The following is a 25,537-nucleotide window of genomic DNA, read 5'->3' on the forward strand; positions in this document are numbered from 1 at the left end:
GTTGATATGAAAAGCATTTTTAAATCATCATTTATCCTGCTGTTTTTGGCCGTGATTTTGATTTTCGGGCAAGACGCTTTGGCCGCCAAATTTTATTTTGCCCCTGCCGGAGGCTCAATGTCTTCGAATTGCGAAAATTCGCTCGATATCATGATTGATACCGAAGGCGCCGGCACGATAGCGGCGGACGCCATTATTGAATTTAATCCGGACGATATTGAGATTATCGATCAGTCGCCCGCTCCGGGCATCCAAATAAAAACCGGTGGCGCGTATGAAATGTATCCGGGTAATAAAATTGATCCTTCGGGCAAAATATTTTTGACCGGGTTTGATTCTTTGCAAGTATTCAACGGCACCGGAATTTTCGGCTCGATTGTCTTCAAAAGCAAGCCGGGAGTTCAAAATACCGAATTCAATTTTTATTTTCAACGGAATCTGACGACCGACAGCAATGTCGCCAACCTCAACAGCGAGGATGTTTTGACAGCGGCCTCGGGCGCGAATTTTTCTTTTCTGGCAATGGCTTGCGACAAAGATTTGTCCCCGCCGAGATTGGAAAATATCAGTCCCGCGGTATCCGCCAAGAACGTGGCTTGGGATTCCAAAGTGGCTTTTAACATCGTCGATGACGGGGCTGGCGTTGATTTGTCCACGGTCAAGGTCGTGGTGGACGGTGTGCGTTACGCCGTTGACGAAGAAGTGTCGTTTGATTTCACCGGAGACAAAAATGATTATAAAATAATTATTGACCCGCTCTATGATTTTTTTGAAAATGACACGATTAACGTGGAAATAAAAGTCGCGGACTTAAAAGGGAATGTCATGCCGACATTTTTTTACTCATTTTCAACGGGCAAAGCAATCGATCAAGAGCCCGTTTTACCCGCGGATTTTATGTCCGAGGAGGTTACCGTGCCGCAAGATTTGAGGCTTGATTTGTCTCAAGTCGAATTTTGGGCGGCCGCGCACACCGTGCCTTTGCTCCAGAGCAAGACCGGCGTCATTTCGATTTTGCCTTTGAGCGTCTTTACCGCGGAATTTAACGCCTCCGCCTTATCAAAGCCGGTTAAAGACGCGCAATTGGCAATCGGTTCATCGATTTATCAATTCGCGAAAACCAGCGACGGTTTGTTGTATAAAGTCAGTCTCCAAAGCGATGCGGAACCGGGATTTTATCCCGCTAAAATCATTATCAGGTATCTGGACGGTTCCATCGACGCGGTGGATTTCGCCGTCAATGTTTTGCCCTGGGGTGATATTTATGAGACGATAAGCGGGGAAAAGTCATTCGTGCCGGACGCGACAATAATGTTAACGGATGATACCTCCAACGCGATTTGGCCGGGTTCGGCTTTTTCGCAAGCCAATCCGTCGCAAAGCGATCTTGAGGGCTCTTTCGGTTTTTTGACCGCGCCCGGACAATATAAAATCAAAATAGAAAAGGAAGGCTATAAAACAAGAGAAGTTTTTTTCGACAACGGGTCGATAATAAATCCCTCGATTGAATTGCTCGCTCTGCCGAAACCTTTAGCGACCGCGGGCGGCGCGATTGGATATATCAAATCTTTCGGCAAACTGATCAAATTCAAAATGAAATCGTTGGCTCAGACGTTGAGTTTGCCCGGAGTCACTCGGTTCGCGGCCAATGTCTTGTTCCCGGCCGCTTTGATCGCCACCTTGGTCAATTTGTTGAACGCCTTGGTTTCTCTGCGCTGGTTGGTTTATTTGTTCCTCTGGAGTCCGATGGCTTTTGTTCGAAAGCAACACAAGGATGGTCTGGTCTTTGACGCGAAAACGAATCGTCCCGTGCCGCTGGCCGTGGTTCATCTGATAGATATTGAGACGGACAAAATCGTCGCCACTCAAATCACGGGCAGAAACGGCCATTACAGTTTCAGAGCGAAAAAGGGTTCGTATAAAATTTTTGTCAGAAAACCTCATTACAAATATTCTCCCGACAATGAGACGATTGAAGTGACCGAGCCGATCGGCATTATCGCCAAAAACGTGGCGATGGAGCACGTCGGAGAATCAAAATTGCCGAACGGATTGATCAAATTCGGTATTTTCGCGCAAAAAACCGTGGCCATGATCGCTTGCTTTATCGTTTTGGCCGAATTTATTTTGGACAGGACTTATTTTAATTTGTTTTTATTAATCGTTAATCTGGCGATTGTAATATTAATATTTGGCGTGGCCAAAAAAAAGGCAACGCGAAATTTTAACAAAATATGAAAAAATTAAAAAACGCGTTATTGATTTTGGGTATTGTCGCTTTGATCGGAGCAAGTATGTATGTGGGTTGGTCAGTGGCCAAGCCGGAAAAGACTCAACGCCTCGTGACCGCTGAGGTTATTTTGACGACTCTTCACGCGCAGGGTTTTTTAATCAGCGAGAAATATGTTTTTGACGAACCGATCACCATTGAAAACACCCAGGGCACCTGGAAAGACTTGTTCTTCGGTCAAACGATCGAAGCTCGCGGCGTGGTAGAGGTCAGTATGGGAATTGATTTGCAAAAAGTCAAAGAAGAAGATGTTGATTTTCAATTGAATAAAGTGATTCTTTATTTGCCGCAAACGGAAATTTACAATACTCGTCTGGTCGGCAGAATCGACGTGCAAAACAAGCAAGGCATATTAAAGCGGCTTTTGGACAGCGACGACGGTTATAATCAAGCCTTGGAAGAGCTGACCGTTCAGGCCGAAGCCGCGGCGAAACAAGAAAATTTGCAAAAAATAGCGGATGAAAACGCGGTGGCGGAAATTACCAGAATATTGAAGCTGGTGGTTAAGGATAAAGAGATTGAAGTTCGTTTTAAAAATAATGAAAAAAACGAGGGGATATAGTCTATGAAGCGACTGATGATATTTTTTTGGTTGTTTATATTGTTTTCGGCCTTGCCCGTTTTGGCGGCGAACAAAAACATCGACGTGCCGTTCACGGTGCAAGCTCCCGACGGCTGGTACTCGCCGTTTGACGAAGCGTGTGAAGAAGCGGCCATTGTCATGCTGGATAATTTTTATCAAGGCAAAAATTATATTGCCGATCCCAAAAAAGAAATTTTAGCCGTAGTGAGTATTGAAAATAAACTCTGGGGGTACAATAAAGACACGGACGCTCATCAAATGGCTCATATTATCAATAATTTTTTCGCTTTTGAAACGGACACGAAAAATAACTCGACTTTGGCGGCGATAAAAAATGAAATTGATAATAATCGTCCGGTGTTGGTGCCGGTTTACGGCCGCGGCTTGTCAAATCCCAATTTTCGCGGGGCCGGTCCGATTTATCACGTGGTTATAATCAAGGGGTATGATGATTCGACCAAAGAATTCATTGTTAATGAACCGGGTACTATTCATGGTCATGATTGGCGATACGATTTCGATGAAATGATGAACGCGATTCATGATTTGAATTATTCCAATCAGCAGGAAGGCGCCAAAGTTGTTTTATTCACGCATGACGACATTAGACATTCGGGCTGGAGCGACGCGGACAAAGACGGCTTTTCAAAATCCGAAGAAATGAAATCCGGCACTGATTTAAAATCGGCTTTGTCATTTCCCGGACAAAATTTCGCGATCTATAACAATAAAATTTTGCGAAGTTTCACCGATCCCAGAGTATTTTTAATTAATAACGGTCATAAATCCAGAATTTATTCAGCGAGAGAGCTTTTTGCCAAAGGCTTTGATTGGAGGGATTTGCTCAGAGTCGAGCAAAACGTTTTGGATTTGATACCCAATCAATAAAAATATGGTTGAATCGATTCGCGAATCTTTGCCGGCGGCCAAACCCGCTCGAAGACCCGGTAAAAAAAATATCAGGCCGGTCTTGTCCAGTTTTGAGCTGGATAAAATCAGCTCGGAAGATGAAAAAATAATCAAATCTTTTTGGCGGGCGATTGACATGGACGTCGACCCGGCCGCCAATATTGTGATTTATTCTCAAGATTTAATAGAGGGCGATCCGGAAGCCAGAAAACAAATGGAAAACGCTTTTGACAGATTGAGAAATAAAAAAGCCTTGAATTTTCCCGATCAGCGCAAATTGCATTTTGAGCAAATAGTTGATGAAATCGCTTTGGCCGATTTTTTACCGGTCGGAATTCGAACCAGAAAATCAGATCCCATTCCAACAAACGGCAAATTGTATTTGATTGATGAATATGGAAAGTTAAATTGGTATTTCGGTGAGGCAAAAGAAGATAAGGTCATGGATTTGCGTCCATTTGAAGCCATAGGCGCTTCGATGCTGCCGTCGTTTGGCGAAGGAGCGCTGAAAAAGTTGATGGATGCTGTAATCGAAAAACAGATGGCGGCCGCGGAGAAAAAAATGTCATGAACAACCGTTTATGGTTAGCGGGAGTTTTCCAATTTAAAATCAAAAATAAAAACAGGCAATTGAAAGGTTGCTTTATTTTTCCCAAAGGGATTCTGTTGGGATAAATTTGTGACCATTGGTAACGAAACAAGAAATACTACAACCAAGGATAGCTTAATAGACGTGGTAATTTGTAACTAATATAACGCCAAGGCTAGCCAATCGGCGGCAATCATTTGTAACGTATGAATAAATTCGCCAAAAAAATTTTAAATCAAATTCGAAACGTGGTTTTCGGCGTTGAAGACGGCCTGATTTCCACGCTCGGAGTATTAACGGGCATTGCCGGAGGCACGAACAACAAGGCAATCGTGATTTTAACCGGCTTCGTGGTCGTTTTTGTGGAAGCGTCATCAATGGCCGTGGGCACGTTTCTTTCATCCAAATCCGAAAGACAAGCCAAGGTTAAAAAATTAAAGGAAGAATTGGAAAAAATCAGGGAAAATCCTGAAAAAGAAAAGCTGGAATTGGTTGAATTTTATAAAAGAAGAGGTTACAGCGAAAAAGAAATCAGCATGATGGTGAAACGAGTCAGCGGCAGTGAAAAATTGATTTTGGAAGAAATGGCCAATAAGGAACTGGGCATTTCCATGAAAAGAGAATATAAAACAAAGCGAGGAGCGTTTTATATGTTCTTTTCATATATGATCGGTGGTTCAATCCCCGTGTTGCCTTATTTTTTCTTTTCGGTAAATATTGGCATTGTTTTTTCAATAATATTAACCTCAATCGGACTTTTCTTTTTGGGATATTACAAGGGCTGGTTGACTGGAGTGCCTAAGGTTAAAAGCGGTTTGGAAATGTTTGTCATGGCGGCCGTGGTGTCAGGATTGGGATTTGCCGTAGGCAAAATAATCGGCCACTTCATTGGCTTGGTTTCATAATATGACTTTGGTTAATTACAAAAAGAAAAGAAAATTTGAAAAAACATCGGAACCCAAAGCCGTGGTGGCAAGTTCGAAAAAAGGAAATATTTATTCCATTCAAGAGCATCATGCCAGAAATTTGCATTGGGATTTGAGGTTGGAAGAAAAAGGCGTTTTAAAATCCTTCGCCATTCCCAAGACTCCGCCGAGAAAAACGGGACTGAAGCGTTTGGCGGTTCAGACCGAAGACCATCCGGTGGCTTACGCGTTTTGGCAGGGAGAAATTCCCAAAGGAGAATACGGAGGCGGTAAAGTTAAAATTTGGGATAGGGGGGAATATAAGACGATTGAAAAAGATAAGAAAAAATGGTTGATTGAAATTTCCGGTAAAAAATTAAAAGGCAAATACGCCCTGATTCATTTTAGAGAAAAAAATTGGTTGTTTTTCAAAATGAAAAAAGATTAAAATTACAAATTATAAAAGCCTCGTCGAGTTTCGGCGGGGCTTATTGGTTTTCGGGGGTGCCTTGTAGGTACCCCATGAGATATTCCGGCGTGCTACCGGAGTTGGCGCGACGTTCGAACGCGTCTTTTTTGCCGTGATTCCATTCACGGAAATTCCCCGTGATGTGCGGGCACTCGGACTCGTGAAACCCTTGATTTCTCAGACAATACGCGCACTTCATCGGGAGCAAGATTACCGCGAGATCGATGTCATTTGGACGCATCACAAGCTCTTCCTTTCACGCCTTGGCGTTGTAAACATTGTTATTATGCATAGATTAATATTTTTTGTCAAGTTTGCGTTTTATTCGAAAATTGTATAAATTATAGTGTGCATAGGAGGTGAAGCGATGAGTGTAAACTCTGAAATTGTAAGACTGCACGGAAAATTGGTTGGCCGGAGAAGACGCGATGCAAAAAGATGGGAGCTTTCTTTGTCGGACACGACATCAAGAGATGACCTGATTGCGCTACTAGAGTATTTGCGTGAAGAAACTCCGCGGTTTTGCCGAATACCCGGGGTGAACTTCTTGAAAGACAGAGATCCTCGCTCGCTCATTTTGAAGCTGTTGGCGATCAAAAACGACAAGAGAAGATCGCGAAAAAAATACGAGCGCAGAACGGCAGTCATGATTTCCAGAATCGATAATTGCATCGAAATACTGATCCAAATCTCGCGAAGCTGATTCATAATCGGCTTTTTAAAATTTTAAAAGACAGATCGTGAATCTGTCTTAGAACGTCGATTGACTGATATCAACAGTTTTTTTGACAGAAAATGCGAATATTTATACGCTTTAATCAGGAAGGTAGGAGGTCACACATGTGTTATGTCAAGCTCAAGGGAGGGAAACAGGTTCACAGACTGTTTTTTTTGGCCGTGTTGAATCAGGTGCGAACGCTGGCCATATTTTATCCTGAAGCTTTTGTCGCTTTGCGGCAATGCTGCATCGAGCCCGGACAAGAGCTGCCGTCTGATATTCTGGAAACGCTAAACAGCGAGCTTTATCTCGTTGACGTAGGAGGCAATGTTTGCCCTGAATTAAGAGACATAGTAATCTCTCTAATGATCAAAGACGGATAAACTTATCCGTTTTTTCAATCTTGACTTCGGGTCGGTTTTGATGTATATTGTATTTTGTAATCGTTATGCATTGGCCGGCATAGCTTCCGCCTTCGCTCCTCGCTTTGCTCAGAGCTTCGGCGGACAGGTCCGCCTACGTTGAAACTTCGGCGGACAGGCAGTGGTTTTGCCCGCTCGACTCAGTGGAGCTTCGCGAGCGGGTCCGCTCAGCAGCGAATCTGCGTGAGCGGATAAACCATTGGTTGTATTGCCCTTTGTAATTAATCACTATTTATCGTGCCAGCGTAGCTCAGTGGCAGAGCAGTGGTTTTGTAAACCATTGGTCGTGGGTTCGACTCCCTCCGCTGGCTCCACTCTAAATTTTGAAAAAGAGTATAACGTGGGTTCCCACCTGCGCTCCTCGCTCCGCTCGTAGGAGTTACGCCTGCCTTCGTCCCTCGACAAGCTCAGGGCTTCCGCCTACGCCAATGCTTCGGCGGACAGGTCGGCTGGCAGGCCATTTCGCCCTTGATTTGTTTTGAAATAAGGTGTATAATTAAAAACGTTGAATATTTAATATAGAAAATATGTCACAAGACAACATGATTAAATTGGAGTGCAAGGAATGCAAGCAAATCAATTATTACTCTCATAAAAACAAGAAAATTTTGAAAGAAAGACTTGAGATGAAAAAACATTGCAAGCATTGCAAAAAGCACACCATGCACAAAGAAATCAAGTAAATAAAAAACCTCTCGACAAGAGAGGTTTTTTGTTTTTCTTAATATTTGAAAATGTAAATTTGATCGTCTATGGATTTTGATTCCAAGGAGTTGGCAATTGCTTGCGTCACCGTATTATTGAAATTATTCCAGTATTTCGGAATCACGAAATAAACCGTGTCCGCGCCCGTTAAATTTTTAACTTCATTGACGTATTCGATCTTGGGGGCATCGTTGACCATTTTAAGAAAATATTGATACAGCTCGCCGCCGGTGGGAACGGGATAATAAAAATAGCCGTTTAAGGTCGGCGCAAAGCCGTACAATCTAACGGCCGCGGCTGAAGTGTTTTGATTCGCCAGCACCACATATTTTTCGCTTTCGTTTTTATTGATATATTCGGCCGCGGCAAAATCGTATTTGCTGACATTGACGGCCGGGTCGGCTGAGACATTGTCGAATCGCGGATAACTCAGGTAAAAGCCGGCGCAAATCAGCAGAGAAGCCATGACTTGAAATGAAATTTCGGCCAACCTCTTTTCTTTGATTTTATCAATCAATAGATTCCATGCTGAAATAAAAACAGGGGTCATTATGATAAACATTAAGAAAATCAGCCGCTGAGCGTAATCCGAGCGTTCGTAATAAATCAGCTCGTTGAAGGCGAAAATATTTTTTAGAATCAAGTAATTGATTAAAATAAGGAAGAAAGCGCCGAGGTAAATGCTGAAAACGCGCGTTTCTTTTTTTCGCTCGGCGGATTTTTTTATGGCGAATAAAATAAAGATGGCGATAAATATCAAAAAGAAAAATTTCCAATTGAAGCCGTAAAAATAAACCAAGTCAAGGATGTATCTGAAATTGTTTTTCCAGTAAAATACGTGCGTGAAAAAATGTCCGGCCGATTCAACCATTGCCTGCAAATCAAAAGATAAAATTGTTCGCTGGCCGCCCAGAAGCCCGGCCGCCATAAAAGCGAGCGGCGCTATTGTCGCGGATAAAATAATATAGCCGATTTTTAAAGCTTTGATTCCAATCGACTCGCTGCGTTTTTGAAAGATTAAAATTCCGATGGCGAATAAAAAGGCAGGCAGGCCGGACAGCGGATGGACGCAAATGGCGGCCGCGGCGAAAAAAATCGGCCACAGCCAAGAAATGCTTTTTTCCTTTAAATATTTGAAACAGAGAAAAGAGACGATCAAACAAAATAAAAAAGAAAGATATTGGGGAGTGGTCACGATCAAAAAAGAGCAGGGAACTGTCAGAAATAACAGCGCGGCCGCCGGTTTGATTCTTTTTACGCAGCTCAGAATAAGGTGAGGCAAGGCCGCCGCGGCCAAAACGGGTAAAAGCAATCTGTCCAGCCAGTCGATGGGAACTGCCAATACTTTATTGGCGAATACTTCAATGGCGTATTGGCCCAGATAATAAAACGGTTTGGGCGAGACAAAGCCGTCTTTGACGATGAGCTCGACCGTTTTTTGATGAATGAACGGATCATAACCGAAACCGAGTTTATAAACGATAACCGCCACTGAAAATGACAGAAAAAAATGAATGGACAAAAATATTTTTTGCCAGAATTTTTTGAGCTTCACCCGGGTCAGAAAAACTATAAGAATGAAAGTGGCGATGAAATAAACGATAAAAATTCTTTTGTCGATAAAAGCCCATGGAGTTGGCGCGGCAATGTCGTTTCTACCGTCAATGATGATTTTGAAAGCGAAACCGGCCGCGATCAGATAGCTTGTAGCGCATAAAAATTCCCTGAAGTCCAATTTCAATTTCGGCCAAGACGGCCTTTTCAGCGGCGCGCCAAACTTAAGCCATAGCGCTGAAATATGCCCGCCAAGGAAAACGGACATTAATGCAATGGCCAAATCGTTCAATTGATAAATAAAATAAACCACTGATCCCAAAATCGCGATTTCTCCGATCATGATCAACGCGGCCCACAGCCATGAGCGCAAAGCGGTTTTGCCCAACAGCGAGTAAAGAAGATATAAATTCAGCAAAATAAACAAAAGTCCGGAAATCAAATGCCAGATCATGTTGACGGCCGCGTATTGATTGACGCAGACGGCCGCGGTCAATAAAAGGTCGAAGAATAAAACGAGAATTTTAATTTTCATATCTGAGACCATTGTAGCCTCAAATCAAAGGCTTTTCAAACGGTTAGCTTGATAATTACGATTTTTTTGGTAGAATGGCATTATATGATTAAACCGGTTGAAAATTTATTGGCCGCTTATTTCGAGGAATCCAAGCCGTTGGAATATGAAGAGGAAAGCACTATTGGCGTGAATGAAGTGATTGCCAAGGCTGTTTTGGCTTATGAAAAAATTAGAAATATCGTGGACTACCGCGATGAACATCTTTTGCGAAAAAGCGCCATTCAGCGCATTTGCAAAAGAAGGTTTTCCGAAGTGCTCCGAGGCGCTCAGATCGGCGATACATTGATCAGGGAGTTGATTCGAGCCGGCTACGTGGCCAACCATTCTCTGCCGGAGACCAAAGTCAACGAATTGAACGGCGCTTTGAATAAGACGGCCAATCTGTGGCTGGCCGTAAAAGACTCTTTGACTTTTTCCGAACAAAAGAAAATTAAAAATTGGCTGCTGGGAATTTTATCGGTCGAGATTGAAGAATTGATCATAAAAACGGATTTCAAACGCGCGTTGGTCAATGCGGCGTTTTCGATCGCCAAATTGCAAACGGAAATTTTGGACGAAAAGATGTCCGATGATGAAAAGGATCTTCAACTTTACGTGGGCATTCAGCGGGCGTTGTTTAAGTCGGACAATGAGATGATCTCTTACGCTCTTTTACGTTTGTATTATCCGGCTTGGTTTGAAAATCCTGATGAAATTTTCGATGAAATTAAAATCAATATCCTGGGCATAAAGAAAATGATCGATCATCAGATTAAGCACCCGCTGGGCCGAAAGATCCAAAGATATTGCAAATCATTCAGCGTTTATTTTTACGTCATTAAGGATTTGATTGAAGAAGATCCCGACCAAATCGAAGAAATTTTTTCCGACCCGGAGGCGACCAAGGAATTATTGAAGGGGATTATTGAAAAGAAAAAAATAGCGGTGAACAGTCGTCTGAATAAAAGCATTTGGCGCGCCATGATTTATATTTTGCTGACCAAAATGCTGATCGCCTTGGCGCTGGAAGTGCCGTTCGAATATTTTTTATTCAAGGAAATTAACTTGATTCCGCTTTTCATAAATTTGTTCGGCCCCATTGTCTTGTTGTTTTTTATCGGCAAAACCATAGTTGTTTCATCAAGCAAAAACGCGGAGAAAATTCTGACGCAGACGATGAGTATTATTTACGGTTGGACCGAGAATATGAAGAAAACGATTATCAAGCCGCCGAGAAATTGGGGAGCGCTGAAACATATCATTTTCGGACTTTTTTACTTTTGCACTTATTTTATCAGCTTCGGCGCCATCGTCTGGGGTCTGGCCGAGCTTGAATTCAATGTGGTCAGCGGCGCGATATTTTTGGTGTTTTTGAGCATTGTCAGCTTTTTCGGCTACCGTTTGCGCCAAAATGCCAAAGAAATGTATGTGCTCAAGGAAAAAGGCGGTTTTTTGTCCAGCTTGATGGAATTTTTCTTCATGCCCGTTATAAAAGTGGGGCAGGAGATTTCCACCAATTTTTCTAAAATAAACGTTTTTATTTTTATTCTCGACTTTATAATTGCCGCGCCGTTTAATATCATCATTGACATCATTGACGACTGGTTCGCGTTTTTGAAGGAGAAAAAGGATGAGATTTACTAAGTGTTTTTCACTTAGCAATCCCGCTTTTGGCGGGGTTTTTTTTATTTGACTAAATTTAGTTTTGATTAGCATTCGACGAACCTTGGCGTGTCTGCTGGAATTCAGTCTGCGGCAGCGCGGGCTGTAAAGATCCAGAGCTGCCGGACGGATACAAACAATGTTGGGCAAAGGCCGCGTCCTTGCCCTTTTTTAATTGAAAAAATCGGCATTTTGAGCGCGATTTTGTTGTTGACAAAATGTTGAATATGGCGTATTATTAACTCTTGTCGTTGATTGCTGGAAACCGCAACTGTTGGAGGGCGGAAATGACGCTTATTTTCGATGAACGAGTTCAGGTCGAGCTTCTAGGTAGGGCATGGGGTGATTTTCACCCGACGAAGAGTGCGGAGGCTCACATACTCCTTGTCAGGGCCTCGGTCAGTCACAAGTTCGCCGAGCTGTTTTTGCCCAGCGTTGCTTTCACGAACAGGGTGGCGGGCAGGCTGGACTCAAACGCTTTCCGTCTGGACGATGTACCTCCCTTGGCGTGGAGGACAACCACGAAGGCTGATGGCGGAATCATCGTCAACGATCCGAGTGTGGCCGTGGGCATCTGCAACGCGGATTGCCACATCGGAGTGATCTACGAGCCACGTAGGCACATTCTGTGCGTTGTGCACTTGGGCCTCAAGTGCTTCCATCGACCGGACGGAGAGCCGAGCATTCTCCAGGAGGCCATCAAGGTGCTCCGTTGCGACTCTTCGGACCTTCTCTTTACCTTCGGCGGCGGAGCGGGCCCGTGTTGCTTCGGCTACGACCTCCATGATCCCAAGTTCGGCGATCAGAACATTCGCCAGGCCCAGGATCTCCGGAATCGGTTCGGAGAAGACGCGGTCAAGGGTGAAGTCGAGCGCGGGCCGCGTCGCGGTTTTGCCGCGCATGATCTTCCGACCATGATTTTGCGGCACGCGCAAGATCTCGGCTTGGCGATTCAAGACATCGATTTCACCTGTACTTCCTGCGCCGGCTTGAAGGTGGAGGGGGAGAACGAAGTCGGCGAGCGCATGTTCTGGTCGAATTTGCGAGGAGACGTGAACAACCGCAATTTCTTTTTCGCGCGCTTGGTCGGGTAGCCGGCCGCGATCTGGAAGGAGACACTTTGGGCAAAGGACGCAGTTCTTGCCCTTTTTTAATTGAAAAATCCCGAGTTTTAAGCTAAACTGTGATTAATATGAAGCAATGGTTGAAAAAAAATCGGTTTGTCGTTATTTTGGCCGGCATTGGCATTGTGTGTTTTTTTATTTACGGCTTTTTGGCATTTACCGCGCCCAAGGAAATTTTCAATTCTCCGGATGAAACGGCCAATTATGTTTTTTCCAGCGCTTATTCGCGCGGCTCCATGGCCATGGCCGAGCCGGACAATTTAAGGGTTCAAGGAATCATTCATCCCAGAAGCGCCACGGTCAATGAAAAAGGGGACATAGTGCCCGGATATTTTTTGGGACTGCCGATTATTTTGGGTTTTTTGGCGAAAATTTTCGGCAGCGGGATCATTTCCTTTGTCACGCCGATTGTTTCGGCCATAACGCCTTTGTTTTTTTACTGGGCCCTGAAAAATATTTTTGAAAAAAAAGTCGCTTTCATTTCAGCTTTGCTTTTATATTTTCATCCCATTTTTATTTATTACAGCGCCAAAAGCTTGATGCCCAATGTTTTGTTCATTGATTTTTTGATAATTTCTTTGGCTTTTATTTTGAACGCCGGTTACAAGAAAGGCTTCAAAAATCAATTCAGAATCAAACCGATTTTGTTTTATCTATTGGCCGGCGCTTTTTTGGGTCTGGCCATGAGCATCAGACCATCGGAATTTTTCTGGGTGGTTTTTTTGTATTTGATTTTATTTCTTTTTGGAATTAAAAAAGTCAATTGGCCCGGTTTGATTTTGGGTCTTTTGGCCGCCGCTGCCGCGCAAATCCCGACCTTACTGGAAAATATGGCGCTTTACGGCGGTTATTTGAAGCTGGGCTATAATACCAGGCTGCTGGGAGTCGAGCTTGATCAAGGCGGCGTTTTGGGATTGTTAAAATCAATTTTTTCATGGTCAACCGTTTTTCCGTTCGGCATCAAGCTCGCGGCCAGCGCCAATGTTTTTATCAATTATTTCTGGAGATTTTTAGGCTGGTATCATCTTTGGCTTTTGCCCGGCCTGGCAGCTTCTGTCGTTTATTTGAAATTCAATTGGTCGCGCAAAATCGTTTACGCGATCGGCATTTTGGGAGTCGGCGCGTATTTGATTTTATATTACGGCGCTTATGTTTTTCAAGATAATATCAATTCCTCGCAGATTTCCATCGGCACGTCATATTTACGATATTGGCTGCCCCTGATGATCATGATTTTGCCCGTCATGGCTTATTCGATATACGCTGTTTGGCGTTTGTCCGAAAAATTCGGATTGAAAATAAAAGCGGCTTTCACGATTTTATTTTTTTTAATTTTGAATCTGTACACCTTTCAAATCGTCTTTGCCGAGACCAATGAAAGCTTGCTCGCCGTTAAAGAAAATTTGAAAAAATACGATTTTATTCGAGAAAACGTTTTGGCCGTTACCGAAGAGGACGCCATTATCATTTGCGACCGCTCTGATAAAATATTTTTCCCAAAAAGGCAAGTGATTGTTTTTCAGGAAAATTACGAGATTTTCCCGCTGATCAATCGGATCGTTTCACGCCGGCCCGTGTATTTTTACACCATGTTGCCGCCCGAAGACCTTAATTATTTGTCACAAAATAAAATCGCGAAAAGAAATTGGCAATTTTTCATTATCAACCGATTCGATAATTTTTATCTTTATAAATTGATCGGCGACAAGGATTGAGTTATGAAAGAAAAATATTTCAAAATATTGAGAGTGGCGATTTGGTTGATGGCGGTTGGAGTTTTGGCTTATTTTTTCGCCGATTATTTTTCGATTGACGGCTCCTTTTATTTGAAATACGAAGTTGGCCGGCCGATTGGCCAAGTGTCCCGATTTTATGCGCCTGAAAATTATCAAATCATCTCCGACGCCGAGAAAACATTCGTTGAAATAAATAAAACTCCGACCGCCTTTGATTTGAAATTACCGACAAAATTCGAAAAAGCGACAATCGTTTTGACATACAGGACCGAGGATTCGGACGGTTTTCGCTTCGGACCGATTTCGGATCAAGGAAAAACACGATTTGAAACGGAAAAGATCGAGACTTCGGCCAATTGGCGAGAGCAAGCCTTTGAATTTAATCTGGCCGATGCTTACTTTTCCAAAAACCAAGGCTATTCCTTCGTTTTCGAAACATCCGGCGGAACAATTGAAGTTGCTTCAATTCAATTTGATTTGCAAAGAAAAAAATTATGGCAATCGATTGGCGAAAAATTAAAATGAGCGAGCAAGCCGGCGTTTTGTCCGCGGATTTTTATTTGATCGGCGCGCTCGCTCTGATAAGCTATTTTTGTCTGGAGAAAATTTGGCCGGGCATAATCGGCAATTATTTTAATCCCGCTTGGCTGATCGTTTATTGGCTGATTTCTTTCGCCGCTTTTTGTTTTTTCAGGCCGGATAGAACCTCGCCGATGCGGATACTTTTAGGCTGTTTGGCCGCGGCCGCCGGGCTGCTGTATTTCAAATTATCATTGGGTCCGTGGTTTGGCTTGTTGATTCTTGTTTTCCCGGTTGTCTTGCTGTTAATTTCGGAGAGGCGCAACGAGATTGCCAAAAGATGATTTTTTAACTAAAATGTCTATGTATAACTCTTAATGAATTTTTATGGCGAAACAAAGCAAAAATATTTTGGTTTTGGGCGGCGCGGGTTTTATCGGTTCATATCTGTGCGAGAGACTGGTCAAGGCCGGTTTTAACGTGATTTGCGTGGATAACTTTTCAAGTTCCAGTCAGTTAAACATCAATCATTTGCTGCAAGAGTCCAATTTTGAATTGATAAAGCATGATATGGCCGAGCCATTGCTTGATTTGGAGGAAATAGAGGACGTGGCCAAATTTCAAATTAATGTTTACGGCATTCAGGAAATTTACAACTTGGCCTGTCCGACTTCGGTGAAAAATTTTGAAGCGCATCAAATCCAGACGATCCTGGCCAATACGATCGCGGTGAAGAACGCTCTTGATTTGGCCGTGAAATACAAAGCGAAATTCATGCAGTTTTCATCTTCGGTGATTTACGGCGACGTGCCCAAAAGCACCATTGGCAAGCCGAATTTCATCAAAGAAGATTATCGCGGCCTGATTGATCATTTGGAGCCGCGCGCCTGCTACGACCAAGGCAAAAAATACGCGGAGACCATCGTTGACGTGTATCACCGCCAGTTTGATTTGGACACCAAGATCGTCAGAATTTTTCGAACGTTCGGTCCGCGCATGCTGCTTAAAGACGGACAGATGATTCCCGATTTCATTATCAACGCGTTGGATAATAAAGATTTGGAAATTTTCGGAGATGAAAATTTCATCACTTCGATTTGCTATGTATCCGACATTGTCGAGGGCGCCGTGACCTTGATGGACAGCCCGCTCAATGATCCGGTCAATATGGGCGGCACGACTGTGCATAAGTTAGTCGATGTGGCCAATAAAATTAAAGAATTGACCAATTCATCATCGAATATAGTTTTCAAGGAAAGCTTATTGTTTATGAGAGAACTGGGTTATCCGGATATCGGCAGGATCAAGAAAGCCATCGGTTGGTTTCCCATCGTCAGTTTGGAAGACGGCCTGAATAGAACCATTGAATATACCAAGGCGCACAAAAATTTGGTTAATTTCTCTTCAAACAATGACGAAGCGTAAAAAATTATGTCAAAAGTGATTATCGTTTTGCCGGCGTACAATGAAGAAAAAACAATCGCGGCGGTGATTGAAGATTTGTTGCGAGCTGATTTTCAAGAAATCGTGGCAATTGATGACGGATCTTCGGATAATACGCTTGAAGTTTTAAAAAAATACCCGGTTCATTGCTTGGCGCATAAAATTAATTGCGGCCAAGGCGCTTCGCTGCGCACGGGCACGGAAATGGCTCTGGCGCTGGGCGCGGACATTATCGTGCATTTTGACGCGGACGGACAGCATCAGGTCAAAGACATTGAAAAATTCGTCGAAGCGATCGAAAGCGGCCATGATATCGCCATCGGATCCAGATTTTTTGGGGAAAACCAAAATATTCCATTCACCAAAAAATGGTTCATTTTAAAACCGGGCATTTTGTTCAACTGGTTTTTTACGGGGTTAAAATTAACTGACGCGCACAACGGTTTTCGCGCCATGTCGCGATTGGCCGCGCAAAAAATAAAAATCACCCAAAATCGCATGGCTCATAACACGGAAATTCCCTCGGAAATATTCCGCCATGGATTGAAATACGCCGAAGTGCCCGTGGAAATAATTTATAAAGAATACGGCCAGACTTTTCGCGGCGGCATAAATATAATCGTTGATTTGATTAAACATAAAATGTTTCATTGATACTTATGAATTTGATTCAGATTTTCATTTTATTGTTCGTGGCCTACGTGATTTATCGATTGACCAAGAAATTGACCAAGCGCGAATTGAGCGCGGAAGTGTTTGTTTTATGGTTGATTTTTTGGCTGCTCATGGCGCTGGTGGTGATTTTGCCTCAGACTTCGCAGTTTGTCGCGGATTGGCTGGGCGTGGGCAGAGGAGTCGATGTGATGATTTATATTTCAATTATCGTTTTGTTCTATATAGCTTTCAGGATTTTCGCGCGCTTGGAGAAAATGGAAAAGGATATTACTTTGCTGGTGAAAGATTCGGCCATCAGGGAAGCGATGAAAAATAAGATTGGCAGAGCTGAAAATAATTTTAAACAAGATTGAACGCGGCGGAGAGATATCCTCTCCGTTTTTAAGTTAAATGAATTTTTGATATAATTAGAGAGCTAAATATTTTTTATTCCAATAATCTATGGAGGAAACGGAATTTAAGACAGGACTCGAAAATGAGGCGGATTTGGTGGAGCGCGCCAAGACCGATGACGGAGCTTTCGGCGTTTTGTACGGCTATTACTTTCCGAAAATTTACGGTTATATTTTTAAAAGAGTCGGCAACCGAGAAACCGCCGAGGACTTGGTGTCGGAAATTTTCATGAAAGTTTTTTGCAATCTCGAACGATACTCGGCTCGCGGTTTTGGTTTTTCGACCTGGCTTTATAGGGTGGCCACCAATCATCTGACTGATTTTTATCGAAAAGCGGCCAATAGAAAAATTGTCGATATTGATCAAGTGGCTGAACCGGCCGACAAAATGCAGGGGATTGAAGATAAAATCCAAGTCGATCAAGATCGCGGTAAAATTCAATCAATTATTGCCAAACTCAAGCCAAACTATCAAAAAGTCTTAAATTTGAAGTATTTTGCGGAATTATCCACTTTTGAAATAGCGGATATTTTTAAAATAACTGAAAATAACGCTCGGGTGCTATTGCATCGGGCGCATAAAAGTTTTAAAAATTTATATGAAAAACATGGAAAATAACCTAAAAAATGACGGTTTTAATCAAGAAATAAATTCTCAAAATCGTAATGATTTTGAGACTGAGCCGTTGAAAGAAGCAGATATGATTAACAAAGCTAAATTTAAGGCTGAACCTGCTTCTCAAGATTTTCAACAGGCTTTAAAGTCGAAAATCTTGGCGGCCAGATCAGCCAAACAAAGTATGAATAAGTTCGATTTCAGCAAGGTCATCAGCGCGATCAAGCCCAAAAATTTCGCGCCGGTCATGGCTTTTATTTTAATTATCGCCATTGTTTTCACCACCGTCCATTTTTGGCCGGATTCCAGAATTTCCGGACCATTCAAAACTCTCTCGGGTCTGATGATAAGTCCGGCTCACGCCGAGGATAATTTCGATGTCCAGCCCACTTTGAGCGATTCAATCGGAGTTGAAACCTCGACCGCGTTCATTATTAAAAGTAAAGACAAACTCGATTCCGATTTATTGAAGGAAAATATCAGCTTGATCCCGCAAACCGAGTTTGATTTTGAAAAAATCAGCGATTATGAATTTAAGGTGACTCCGAAAAACATTCTCGAAGGCAAAAAGGTTTATAATTTAAAAATCGAAGCCGCTTACGTCAATGATAACGGCATTGTTATCGCTCGCGATTTTTCATGGGCTTTTCAGGTGAAGGATCAATTTAAGATCATAAACACTTTGCCGAAAGACAAAGCGTACAATGTTCCGTTGAACAGCGGAATCGAAGTGACTTTCAGTCATGAAGACATCAAAAATTACGAAAAGAATATTTTGATTGAACCTAAAGTGGAGGGCAGATTTGAAAAACATAAAAGAACCGTGGTTTTCGTGCCCAAAGGTTTGAGCGCCGGCACGATTTATACGGTCACGGTAAAAAAGGCTATTGAATTGCCCGGATCCGATAGCAAAATGGAGAACGATTATGTTTTTCAATTTGAAACCACCTCATCGGTCAATAAAAATTATTACAGCGGCGTAAGCTTTGTTGACAACTACATGGAATTTACGACCTCAAATCAAGCCGCTTTTCAGGTGTATTCATATGGCAACGAATTGGAGACCGCGGCTCAAATTCCAATGACGATTTATTCGTTCAAAAGCGAAAATCAATTTGTTGACGCGATCAACAAGGTCAATGACATTCCTTCCTGGGCTTATTACAGCAATAGAATGTACTCGTACGATATATCGGCGTTGAATAAAGCCGATTCCTTCGAGCTGGCATTGCAGGAGTACGGTTATTCCAATTACTTATTATTGCCTGAAAATTTGTCCGCCGGTTATTATTTGGCTGAAGTGGATTATCAAGGCCGCCGAGCGCAGACATATTTCGTGGTGACCGATATTTCCGCGTACAGCATGCTTTCGGAAAATAAAATCTTGGTCTGGGTCAATGATTTAAAGACCAAAGAGCCGATCGCCAACGCCGATGTTCAAATTGTCGGATCCTCTGTCAGCGCCAAAACGGACAAAAACGGAGTGGCCACGATCGATACGGGCAAAATTTTAAGCTTAACGGAGATCAAGGAGCAAAGATTGGAAAATAATTATTTGATGAAAATATCGGCCGATAACAAAGCTGTCATTATCCCATTGAGCGCCGATTATTATTATTTGGGAGAAAATGAGAGCGATCAATATTGGAATTATTTTTTCAGCGACAGATCGATGTACAAACCGAATGACACCCTTAATTTTTGGGGATTCGCGCAGAGTCGCAATGGCCAGGAAAATATAGATAAAGTGAAAATTTCTCTTACGGAATTCGATTACAAAAATTATTATTACGAATCAATCGACGTCAATCAGGTTGTCGCCGAGGTTTCCGGAGGCGGCACTTTTTCAGGCAAGATGGATCTGAAAAGCTTGACTCCCGGATATTACAGTTTGGATTTTTATATCAATGATAATTTGGTTTCGCGAAGATCCATCTCGATCGAAGATTACATTAAGCCGGCATACAGCCTGAACATAGTGCCGGAGAAAAAAGCCATTATCGCCGGCGAGCCCATCAATATTGATGTTAACGCTTCTTTTTTCGAAGGAACCCCGGTGCCTAATCTGGCGCTTAGCTATAATGCCGATAAAGAAGATAAAACAATAAAGACGGACGCGCGAGGCGACGCCAAGATAACCATCTCGACAAACGCCTCCAAGCTTAATGACGATTGCATCAAAACCGCGAGTTGCCATCTTTACGAAAGCTCATACCGGAATGTTAATATTTCTCAGCTCGATTCCGAAGAAGCGGATATTTACGACACGGTGACAATCAGACTTTATAACGCCGCCATTCAAGCCGGCGCCAGATTCGAGGCCATCGGCAACAATAAGGCCAAAATTGAAACTAGAATAAATAACATTGATTTTGATGAATTGAACGCGGGTGAAGCTTCCATTTACAACGCGCCCGTTTTCGAGGATGAGTCCAAGACGGCGGTCGCCAACGCGACATTTCAGGCGGCGGTCACGGAAATCACTTATGTCAAAAACGAAACCGGGGAATATTACGATTTTATCAATAAAGTTGTCAAAAAAACTTATGATTACGACAGGCAAGAAAATGTGGTTTTGGTTTATGATGGAAAAACCGACGCCAATGGCAAACATATTTTCGAATTGAATATTGACCCCGAAAAAAGTTATCAGGTGCAAATTTTAACCAAGGATGCGGCCGGAAGACAAACAATCGCCGACGCGTACATGTCGGGCAATTATCAGCCGTCTCTTTTTTCTCAATACGAACTGAAATTTAAAAATAAAGATGATGATTATTCGGCGACCTTTGATTTGGGAGAAAAAGTTGATGTCTCTTTCAATAAAGATGGTGTGCAACTGCCCGCCGGAGGCAAGGATTATCTTTACCTTAATCTTCAAAAAGGCTTGATGAATTACTTTGTTAGCGATGCCGCGGAATACGCTTTCGAGTTTGAAGAAAAACATATTCCCAACGTGAACGTGAAAGGAGTATTTTTCGATGGGCAGGCGTATCATGAGGCCAATTCGGATTGGTATTTGGGATTTTCTCAAAGTATTATCGCCAGATACAACAGTCTGTCCAAAGAATTGAATATCGCGGTCAAAGCTGATAAAGATAAATACGAACCTGGCGAAAAAGTAACATTGGATGTAAAAGTGTCCGATCGAAACAATAAAGCCAAAAAAACCGACGTAAATTTCAGTCTGGTGGATGAAGCGTTTTTCAGTCTGAGCGACCAGACCGTCATGCCCCTGGACACTTTGTACGAGCCGGTTTCCACCGGTTTGATAAGCACCTATAAATCTCACGATTATGTGAAGTTTATGGGAGGAGGAGGCGCTGAAGGCGGCGGTTGCTTTGCCGCCGGCACCAAGATAACCATGGCTGATGGCTCCAAGAAAAATATTGAAGACGTCAAAGAAGGCGATGAAATTTTAACTTTCGAAAACGAACGAGCAATAAAAACCGTTTCCGCGAAAGTGGTCGAAACATTCGAGCACACGGTTTCGGGATATTTGTTGATTAATGATTCCTTGCGGGTAACGCCCGAGCACAGAATGTTCATCAATAGCGGTTGGCAGATGATCGGGGAAGCGAAAGTCAATGATATGTTAATGGACGAATCGGGACAATTGGTCAGAATTGAGAAAATCGCTTATGAAAGGGAAATCGTCAAAGTTTACAATTTGCATATTGAGAAGTATCACACTTTTTTCGCCAATGGCATTTACGTCCATAATGAAAAAGGCGGCGCTCGAGTCAATTTTTTGGACGTGGCTTTGTTTCAAACCGTTTCCACGAATGCCAAAGGGGAGGGGCAGGTAAGCTTCACTTTGCCGGACAATTTGACCTCCTGGCGCGTGACCTGCCAGGCGATCAATCAGGATCTCTTCGCCGGTTCATCAGTCATTAATATCCCGGTCAGTTTGCCGGTTTTCGTGCAACCGAATGTTTCTTCGGAATATTTATCTAAGGACAAACCGATTATTAAAATGACCGCTTACGGAACGGAGTTGACTTCCAAAGATCCGGTGTCGTTTAATCTGAAATCCGAAACGCTCGGTATCAATGAAAAGGGAATTGCCGGAGCGGCGTTTGTTCCGAATTATTATCAAATAGAATCAATGCCGCAAGGACAGCACGAGTTGGAATTGGGAGTAGAGAGCTCGAAAGGCAATGACGGCATGATAAAGAAAATAACGGTCTTGGCGTCGCGGCTTCGAGAATCCGCGCAAAGATTCTATACTTTGTCAGATGATTTGAAGGTCGAAGGCGGCGCTGCGGGCCTGACCAAGCTGACTTTCAGCGATTTGAATCAAGGCAGCTTTTACTGGACATTGCAAAAGATGTCTTGGACGGTCGGCGACAGAGTGGATCAAAAGCTTTCCAGAATTATCGGCGATGAATTGCTCCTGAAATATTTCAATGAAAATAAGTACGAGGCCGACGATCTTGACGCGAGTTTGTATCAAGACGCGAAAACCGGCATCAGTTTGTTCCCGTACAGCGGCGGCGATTACGAGTTAACCGCGAAGATAGCGGCGGTGGCGGCCGATCATTTCGATAAAAATAATTTGGCCAATTATTTTTACGCAAAATTGAATAGCGATAAATCCACGCGAGAAGAAGTGGCGCTGGCTTTGTTCGGTCTGGCCGGTTTGGACGAGCCCGTGTTATTGCCCGTTCAAGCTTTCGCGAAAATAGAAGATTTGCCGGTCATTGAAAAGTTGTATATAGGTTTGGCGCTGGAAAAGCTGGGCGACGGAGAATCGGCCAGGTCCATCTTAAAAGAGCTGTTGGACGATTATGGCGATGAAAAGGCGCCATACGCTTGGTTGAAAGCGGGTTCGGATCAAGACGATATTTTACGGGCGACATCTTTGGCGGCGGTGCTGGCCGGAGGATTGAATCATGAATCTCACGAAGCTCTTTGGAGATATGTCAGAGACAACAGAACCGATGAAGTTTTGGTTAATCTTGAGCAGTTGATGTACACGACGTTTTCGATCGACCAACTCAGACCGGGAGAATCTTCTTTTTCCTATGAATTGAACGGAGAAGTGAAAAATATTTCGCTGGAAAAGGGATCTTGGCATCAAATCTATCTTTCTCCGGAACAATTGAGCCAAATCAAATTCAGTAACATTTCCGGCAAAATAGGCGTGGTGAGCGGTTATGAAATCGCGGCCACGGCCGTTAATTCCGAAGAAAACGGCCTTAAAATTTCAAGAGAGTATTATGTCAACGGTAAAAAGACCAATACGTTCAAGGATACTGACTTGGTGCAGGTTAGAATTAATTATTCTTTCGACGCGGCCGCCGTGCAAGGCGAATATGAGGTGGTCGATTCTTTGCCCAGCGGTTTGAGAATCGTTACCAACCCCTTCAGCAGATATCGGGAATTTATTTCCTCGGCTTGCGGTTTGCGATATCCATACGAAATAAGCGGTCAAAGAGTCAAATTCGGCGTCTGGAAGACGACTTATTCCAATTATTGCAACAACGGGGAATTCACGTATTTCGCCAGAGTGGTCAATCCCGGAGAATATGAAGCTGAGCCGGTTTTATTGCAATCGATTAAATCAAGCGAATTGAAAAGATATTCGGAAAGCTCGAGGATAACCATTGAAAAATAACATGACAATCAGAAAAATATTTTTAATTTTTCTCATACCGGCGGCGGTTGCTGCCGGTATGTTTTTTGTTTTTTTAAGCGGGGCTGAAATAAAAAACCATGTTACTGCCGATGAGACTGAACAACCCGTTCAAGAAATTTTGAGCGGTCAGATAATCAAAGCGGAGTTAAACCCGGATTATTTGTATCCGGCCTTGTTGTTCGCTGAAAGCGTGGAAATAAAACAATACGGACTTATCAAAGGGGCAATTGTCACGCATCATGATTTGGCAATAAGGATGACCGCTGAAAATTTGTATAGAATTTCAAGAAATCAAAAAGTCGACAGATTGATTTTAATTTCGCCGAATCATTCTGACATCGGTTTGTCCCAGGCCATTGGCAGTCTGGCCGAGTATGACACTATATTCGGAAGATTGAGTCAGGATGAATCGATATTGGAGGATTTAAGGTCGGCCGGCTTGCTGTCTTATGATTATGAAAACATTAAAAATGAACATGGCATAAATTACATCGTGCCTTTGATAAAATATTATTTTCCGGAAGCCAAAGTCGCCGCGTTAAGTTTGTCTTCGAAACATGATTTAAAGCAGGATCTGAAATTAAGCAATGCGTTGTCGAAATATTTGGACGAAGCAAACACCGTCTTGATAGCGTCAATAGATTTTTCCCATTACCTTTCCACAAGCAGCGCCAATCAAAATGATTCGAAAACATTGGAAGCGATCAAGGCGCTTGATTTTGATTTTTTATCCACGTTCAATAATGATTTTTTTGATTCTCCGGCCGCGCTTTCGACCTTGATGAGCAGTCTCGATTTGGCTAAGGCGACGAATGACATAATTTTAGGTCATGCCAACTCCTCGGATTTTGTAGGCCATGAATTAAACAGCTCCACCGGTTACTTTTCGATTTTATTCTCAAAATAAAAAAAATAGTCCTAAAAAAGCTTGAAAAATAAGCTTTTTTTTGGTACAATCAATTTATATGGAAAAAATCGCCATAATCATGATAAATTATAAGGACTACGCCAAGCGGTTTTTAAAAGAAAGCGCGGAGTCTTTATCAAAAATAAATTATCCCAACGAAAATTGGCGGTTATACGTGGTGGACAATGAAAGCTCTCCTGAAACGGTGGCGAGCATAAAGGAATTGGCGCCGGAGGCCGTCATCGTGCCTTCCGGAGGCAATGGTTGGGGACATGGCAATAATGTCGGCGTTAAAAAGGCAATGGAGGACGGGTTTGACGATTATTTCTTTTTCGTCAATATGGACACGATTTTCGATCCGAAGTTTATCAATGAGGCCTTGAGCGTTTATAAAAGCGATGATAAAATCGGCATTGTCCAATCAAAATTGCTTTTGCATCCGCCCCAAAACGGGCAATACTATCTGAATTCGGGCGGCAACGCCTTGACGTTTCTGGGCTTCGGCTATTGCGCCGGCGACGGCAAGGTTGACGATATTTCCATGGAGACGACGGATATTATTTCCGCGGCCGGAGCCGGACTTTTAATTTCAAAAGAAAAATTCATGGAGATCGGTCAATGCGATGAGACTTATTTCATGTACCATGATGATATTGAATTGAGCCAAAAAATAAAATTGGCCGGATACAGGTTGGTTTTGGCGCCAAAGTCAGTAATTTATCATAAACATGAATTCGGCCGATCAATTCGTCAAGTGTATTTCATGGAGAGAAACAGGTTAAGATTTTTATTGGAATTTTTGCGCTGGCCGACTTTGATTATCATTTTCCCCGCCTTTGTTTTGATGGAAATCGGCATGTTGCCTTTTGAAATAATGAATAAATGGTTTGGCGCCAAATTGAAAGCTTATGGATATTTTTTCAGCTTGAAAAATTTGAAATTGATTTTTCAAAAAAGGAGAGCAATTCAGCGTTTGAGAAAAATCAAAGACAGGGAATTTACGAAAAAATTCGTGGGCAAAATAGAATATCAGCAGATTGAAAATCCATTGCTCAAATACGTTGCCAATCCGCTGTTTAATTTGTATTGGAAAATAACGAAATATCTAATTTTTTGGTAATA

Annotated in this window: 21 protein-coding genes and 1 tRNA gene; 21 read left to right on the forward strand and 1 reads right to left on the reverse strand. The window is 42.7% G+C overall.

Annotation, left to right across the window (positions count from 1 at the left end):
- Positions 1–6 precede the first annotated feature (6 nt).
- The 9 genes from VMX18_00370 (at position 7) to rpmG (ending at position 7,568) form a co-directional block, all read left to right on the forward strand.
- Positions 7–2,238 carry an Ig-like domain-containing protein gene (locus tag VMX18_00370; GenBank protein ID HUT21844.1) on the forward strand — a complete coding sequence of 744 codons (2,232 nt, stop codon included), beginning with the start codon at positions 7–9 and terminating at the stop codon, positions 2,236–2,238.
- Positions 2,235–2,852, forward strand: a complete 618-nt coding sequence (locus VMX18_00375) for a DUF4230 domain-containing protein (GenBank protein ID HUT21845.1) — start codon at positions 2,235–2,237, stop codon at positions 2,850–2,852. Before VMX18_00370 ends, VMX18_00375 begins: the two co-directional genes overlap by 4 nt.
- A gap of 3 nt (positions 2,853–2,855) precedes the next feature.
- Positions 2,856–3,761, forward strand: a complete 906-nt coding sequence (locus VMX18_00380) for a C39 family peptidase (protein HUT21846.1) — start codon at positions 2,856–2,858, stop codon at positions 3,759–3,761.
- A 4-nt stretch (positions 3,762–3,765) separates the two neighbouring features.
- Positions 3,766–4,353 (forward strand): hypothetical protein, encoded by a 588-nt coding sequence (locus VMX18_00385; GenBank protein ID HUT21847.1) that lies wholly within the window; start codon positions 3,766–3,768, stop codon positions 4,351–4,353.
- Between the two features lie 224 nt (positions 4,354–4,577).
- Positions 4,578–5,276: a VIT1/CCC1 transporter family protein gene (locus tag VMX18_00390; GenBank protein HUT21848.1), complete on the forward strand. Its 699-nt coding sequence runs from the start codon at positions 4,578–4,580 to the stop codon at positions 5,274–5,276.
- Between the two features lies 1 nt (position 5,277).
- The gene (locus VMX18_00395; GenBank protein ID HUT21849.1) at positions 5,278–5,724 is read left to right on the forward strand and encodes a DNA polymerase ligase N-terminal domain-containing protein; all 447 of its coding nucleotides are present in this window, start codon (positions 5,278–5,280) and stop codon (positions 5,722–5,724) included.
- Positions 5,725–6,585: 861 nt separating this feature from the next.
- Positions 6,586–6,846 (forward strand): hypothetical protein, encoded by a 261-nt coding sequence (locus VMX18_00400; protein ID HUT21850.1) that lies wholly within the window; start codon positions 6,586–6,588, stop codon positions 6,844–6,846.
- Between the two features lie 278 nt (positions 6,847–7,124).
- A tRNA-Thr gene (locus VMX18_00405) sits at positions 7,125–7,199 on the forward strand.
- 213 nt (positions 7,200–7,412) lie between these two features.
- The gene (gene rpmG, locus VMX18_00410; protein HUT21851.1) at positions 7,413–7,568 is read left to right on the forward strand and encodes a 50S ribosomal protein L33; all 156 of its coding nucleotides are present in this window, start codon (positions 7,413–7,415) and stop codon (positions 7,566–7,568) included.
- A gap of 38 nt (positions 7,569–7,606) precedes the next feature.
- On the opposite strand, the gene VMX18_00415 is transcribed toward rpmG, so the two are convergent.
- On the reverse strand, positions 7,607–9,679 hold the full coding sequence (locus VMX18_00415) for a hypothetical protein (protein ID HUT21852.1): 2,073 nt from the start codon (positions 9,677–9,679) through the stop codon (positions 7,607–7,609).
- 84 nt (positions 9,680–9,763) lie between these two features.
- On the opposite strand from VMX18_00415, the gene VMX18_00420 reads away from it, so the two are divergent.
- The 12 genes from VMX18_00420 to VMX18_00475 all read left to right on the forward strand — a co-directional run bounded on the left by VMX18_00420 (position 9,764) and on the right by VMX18_00475 (position 25,535).
- Positions 9,764–11,344, forward strand: coding sequence for a hypothetical protein (locus VMX18_00420; GenBank protein HUT21853.1), 1,581 nt, complete (start codon positions 9,764–9,766; stop codon positions 11,342–11,344).
- A gap of 305 nt (positions 11,345–11,649) precedes the next feature.
- Entirely contained in the window at positions 11,650–12,456 is an 807-nt protein-coding gene (locus VMX18_00425; GenBank protein HUT21854.1) for a laccase domain-containing protein, read from the forward strand.
- 98 nt (positions 12,457–12,554) lie between these two features.
- Entirely contained in the window at positions 12,555–14,201 is a 1,647-nt protein-coding gene (locus VMX18_00430; protein ID HUT21855.1) for a glycosyltransferase family 39 protein, read from the forward strand.
- 3 nt (positions 14,202–14,204) lie between these two features.
- Positions 14,205–14,747, forward strand: coding sequence for a hypothetical protein (locus VMX18_00435; GenBank protein ID HUT21856.1), 543 nt, complete (start codon positions 14,205–14,207; stop codon positions 14,745–14,747).
- Entirely contained in the window at positions 14,717–15,085 is a 369-nt protein-coding gene (locus VMX18_00440; protein HUT21857.1) for a hypothetical protein, read from the forward strand. The genes VMX18_00435 and VMX18_00440 overlap by 31 nt, the downstream gene beginning before the upstream one ends.
- A gap of 43 nt (positions 15,086–15,128) precedes the next feature.
- On the forward strand, positions 15,129–16,166 hold the full coding sequence (locus VMX18_00445; GenBank protein ID HUT21858.1) for an NAD-dependent epimerase/dehydratase family protein: 1,038 nt from the start codon (positions 15,129–15,131) through the stop codon (positions 16,164–16,166).
- Positions 16,167–16,172: 6 nt separating this feature from the next.
- Entirely contained in the window at positions 16,173–16,838 is a 666-nt protein-coding gene (locus tag VMX18_00450) for a glycosyltransferase family 2 protein (protein HUT21859.1), read from the forward strand.
- Between the two features lie 5 nt (positions 16,839–16,843).
- Complete coding sequence (locus VMX18_00455) at positions 16,844–17,212, forward strand: DUF2304 domain-containing protein (protein ID HUT21860.1); 369 nt, start codon at positions 16,844–16,846, stop codon at positions 17,210–17,212.
- An 88-nt stretch (positions 17,213–17,300) separates the two neighbouring features.
- Positions 17,301–17,870 (forward strand): sigma-70 family RNA polymerase sigma factor, encoded by a 570-nt coding sequence (locus VMX18_00460; protein HUT21861.1) that lies wholly within the window; start codon positions 17,301–17,303, stop codon positions 17,868–17,870.
- A complete protein-coding gene (locus tag VMX18_00465; GenBank protein ID HUT21862.1) occupies positions 17,851–23,487 on the forward strand; it encodes a polymorphic toxin-type HINT domain-containing protein in 5,637 nt (1,878 codons plus the stop codon). The genes VMX18_00460 and VMX18_00465 overlap by 20 nt, the downstream gene beginning before the upstream one ends.
- A gap of 1 nt (position 23,488) precedes the next feature.
- Positions 23,489–24,415 (forward strand): AmmeMemoRadiSam system protein B, encoded by a 927-nt coding sequence (gene amrB, locus VMX18_00470; GenBank protein HUT21863.1) that lies wholly within the window; start codon positions 23,489–23,491, stop codon positions 24,413–24,415.
- A gap of 58 nt (positions 24,416–24,473) precedes the next feature.
- Positions 24,474–25,535, forward strand: coding sequence for a glycosyltransferase family 2 protein (locus VMX18_00475; protein HUT21864.1), 1,062 nt, complete (start codon positions 24,474–24,476; stop codon positions 25,533–25,535).
- The last annotated feature ends 2 nt before the right edge of the window (positions 25,536–25,537 follow it).

Source organism: Candidatus Bipolaricaulota bacterium, from assembly GCA_035528115.1.
Classification (GTDB): domain Bacteria; phylum Patescibacteriota; class Patescibacteriia; order UBA11705; family DATKZF01; genus DATKZF01.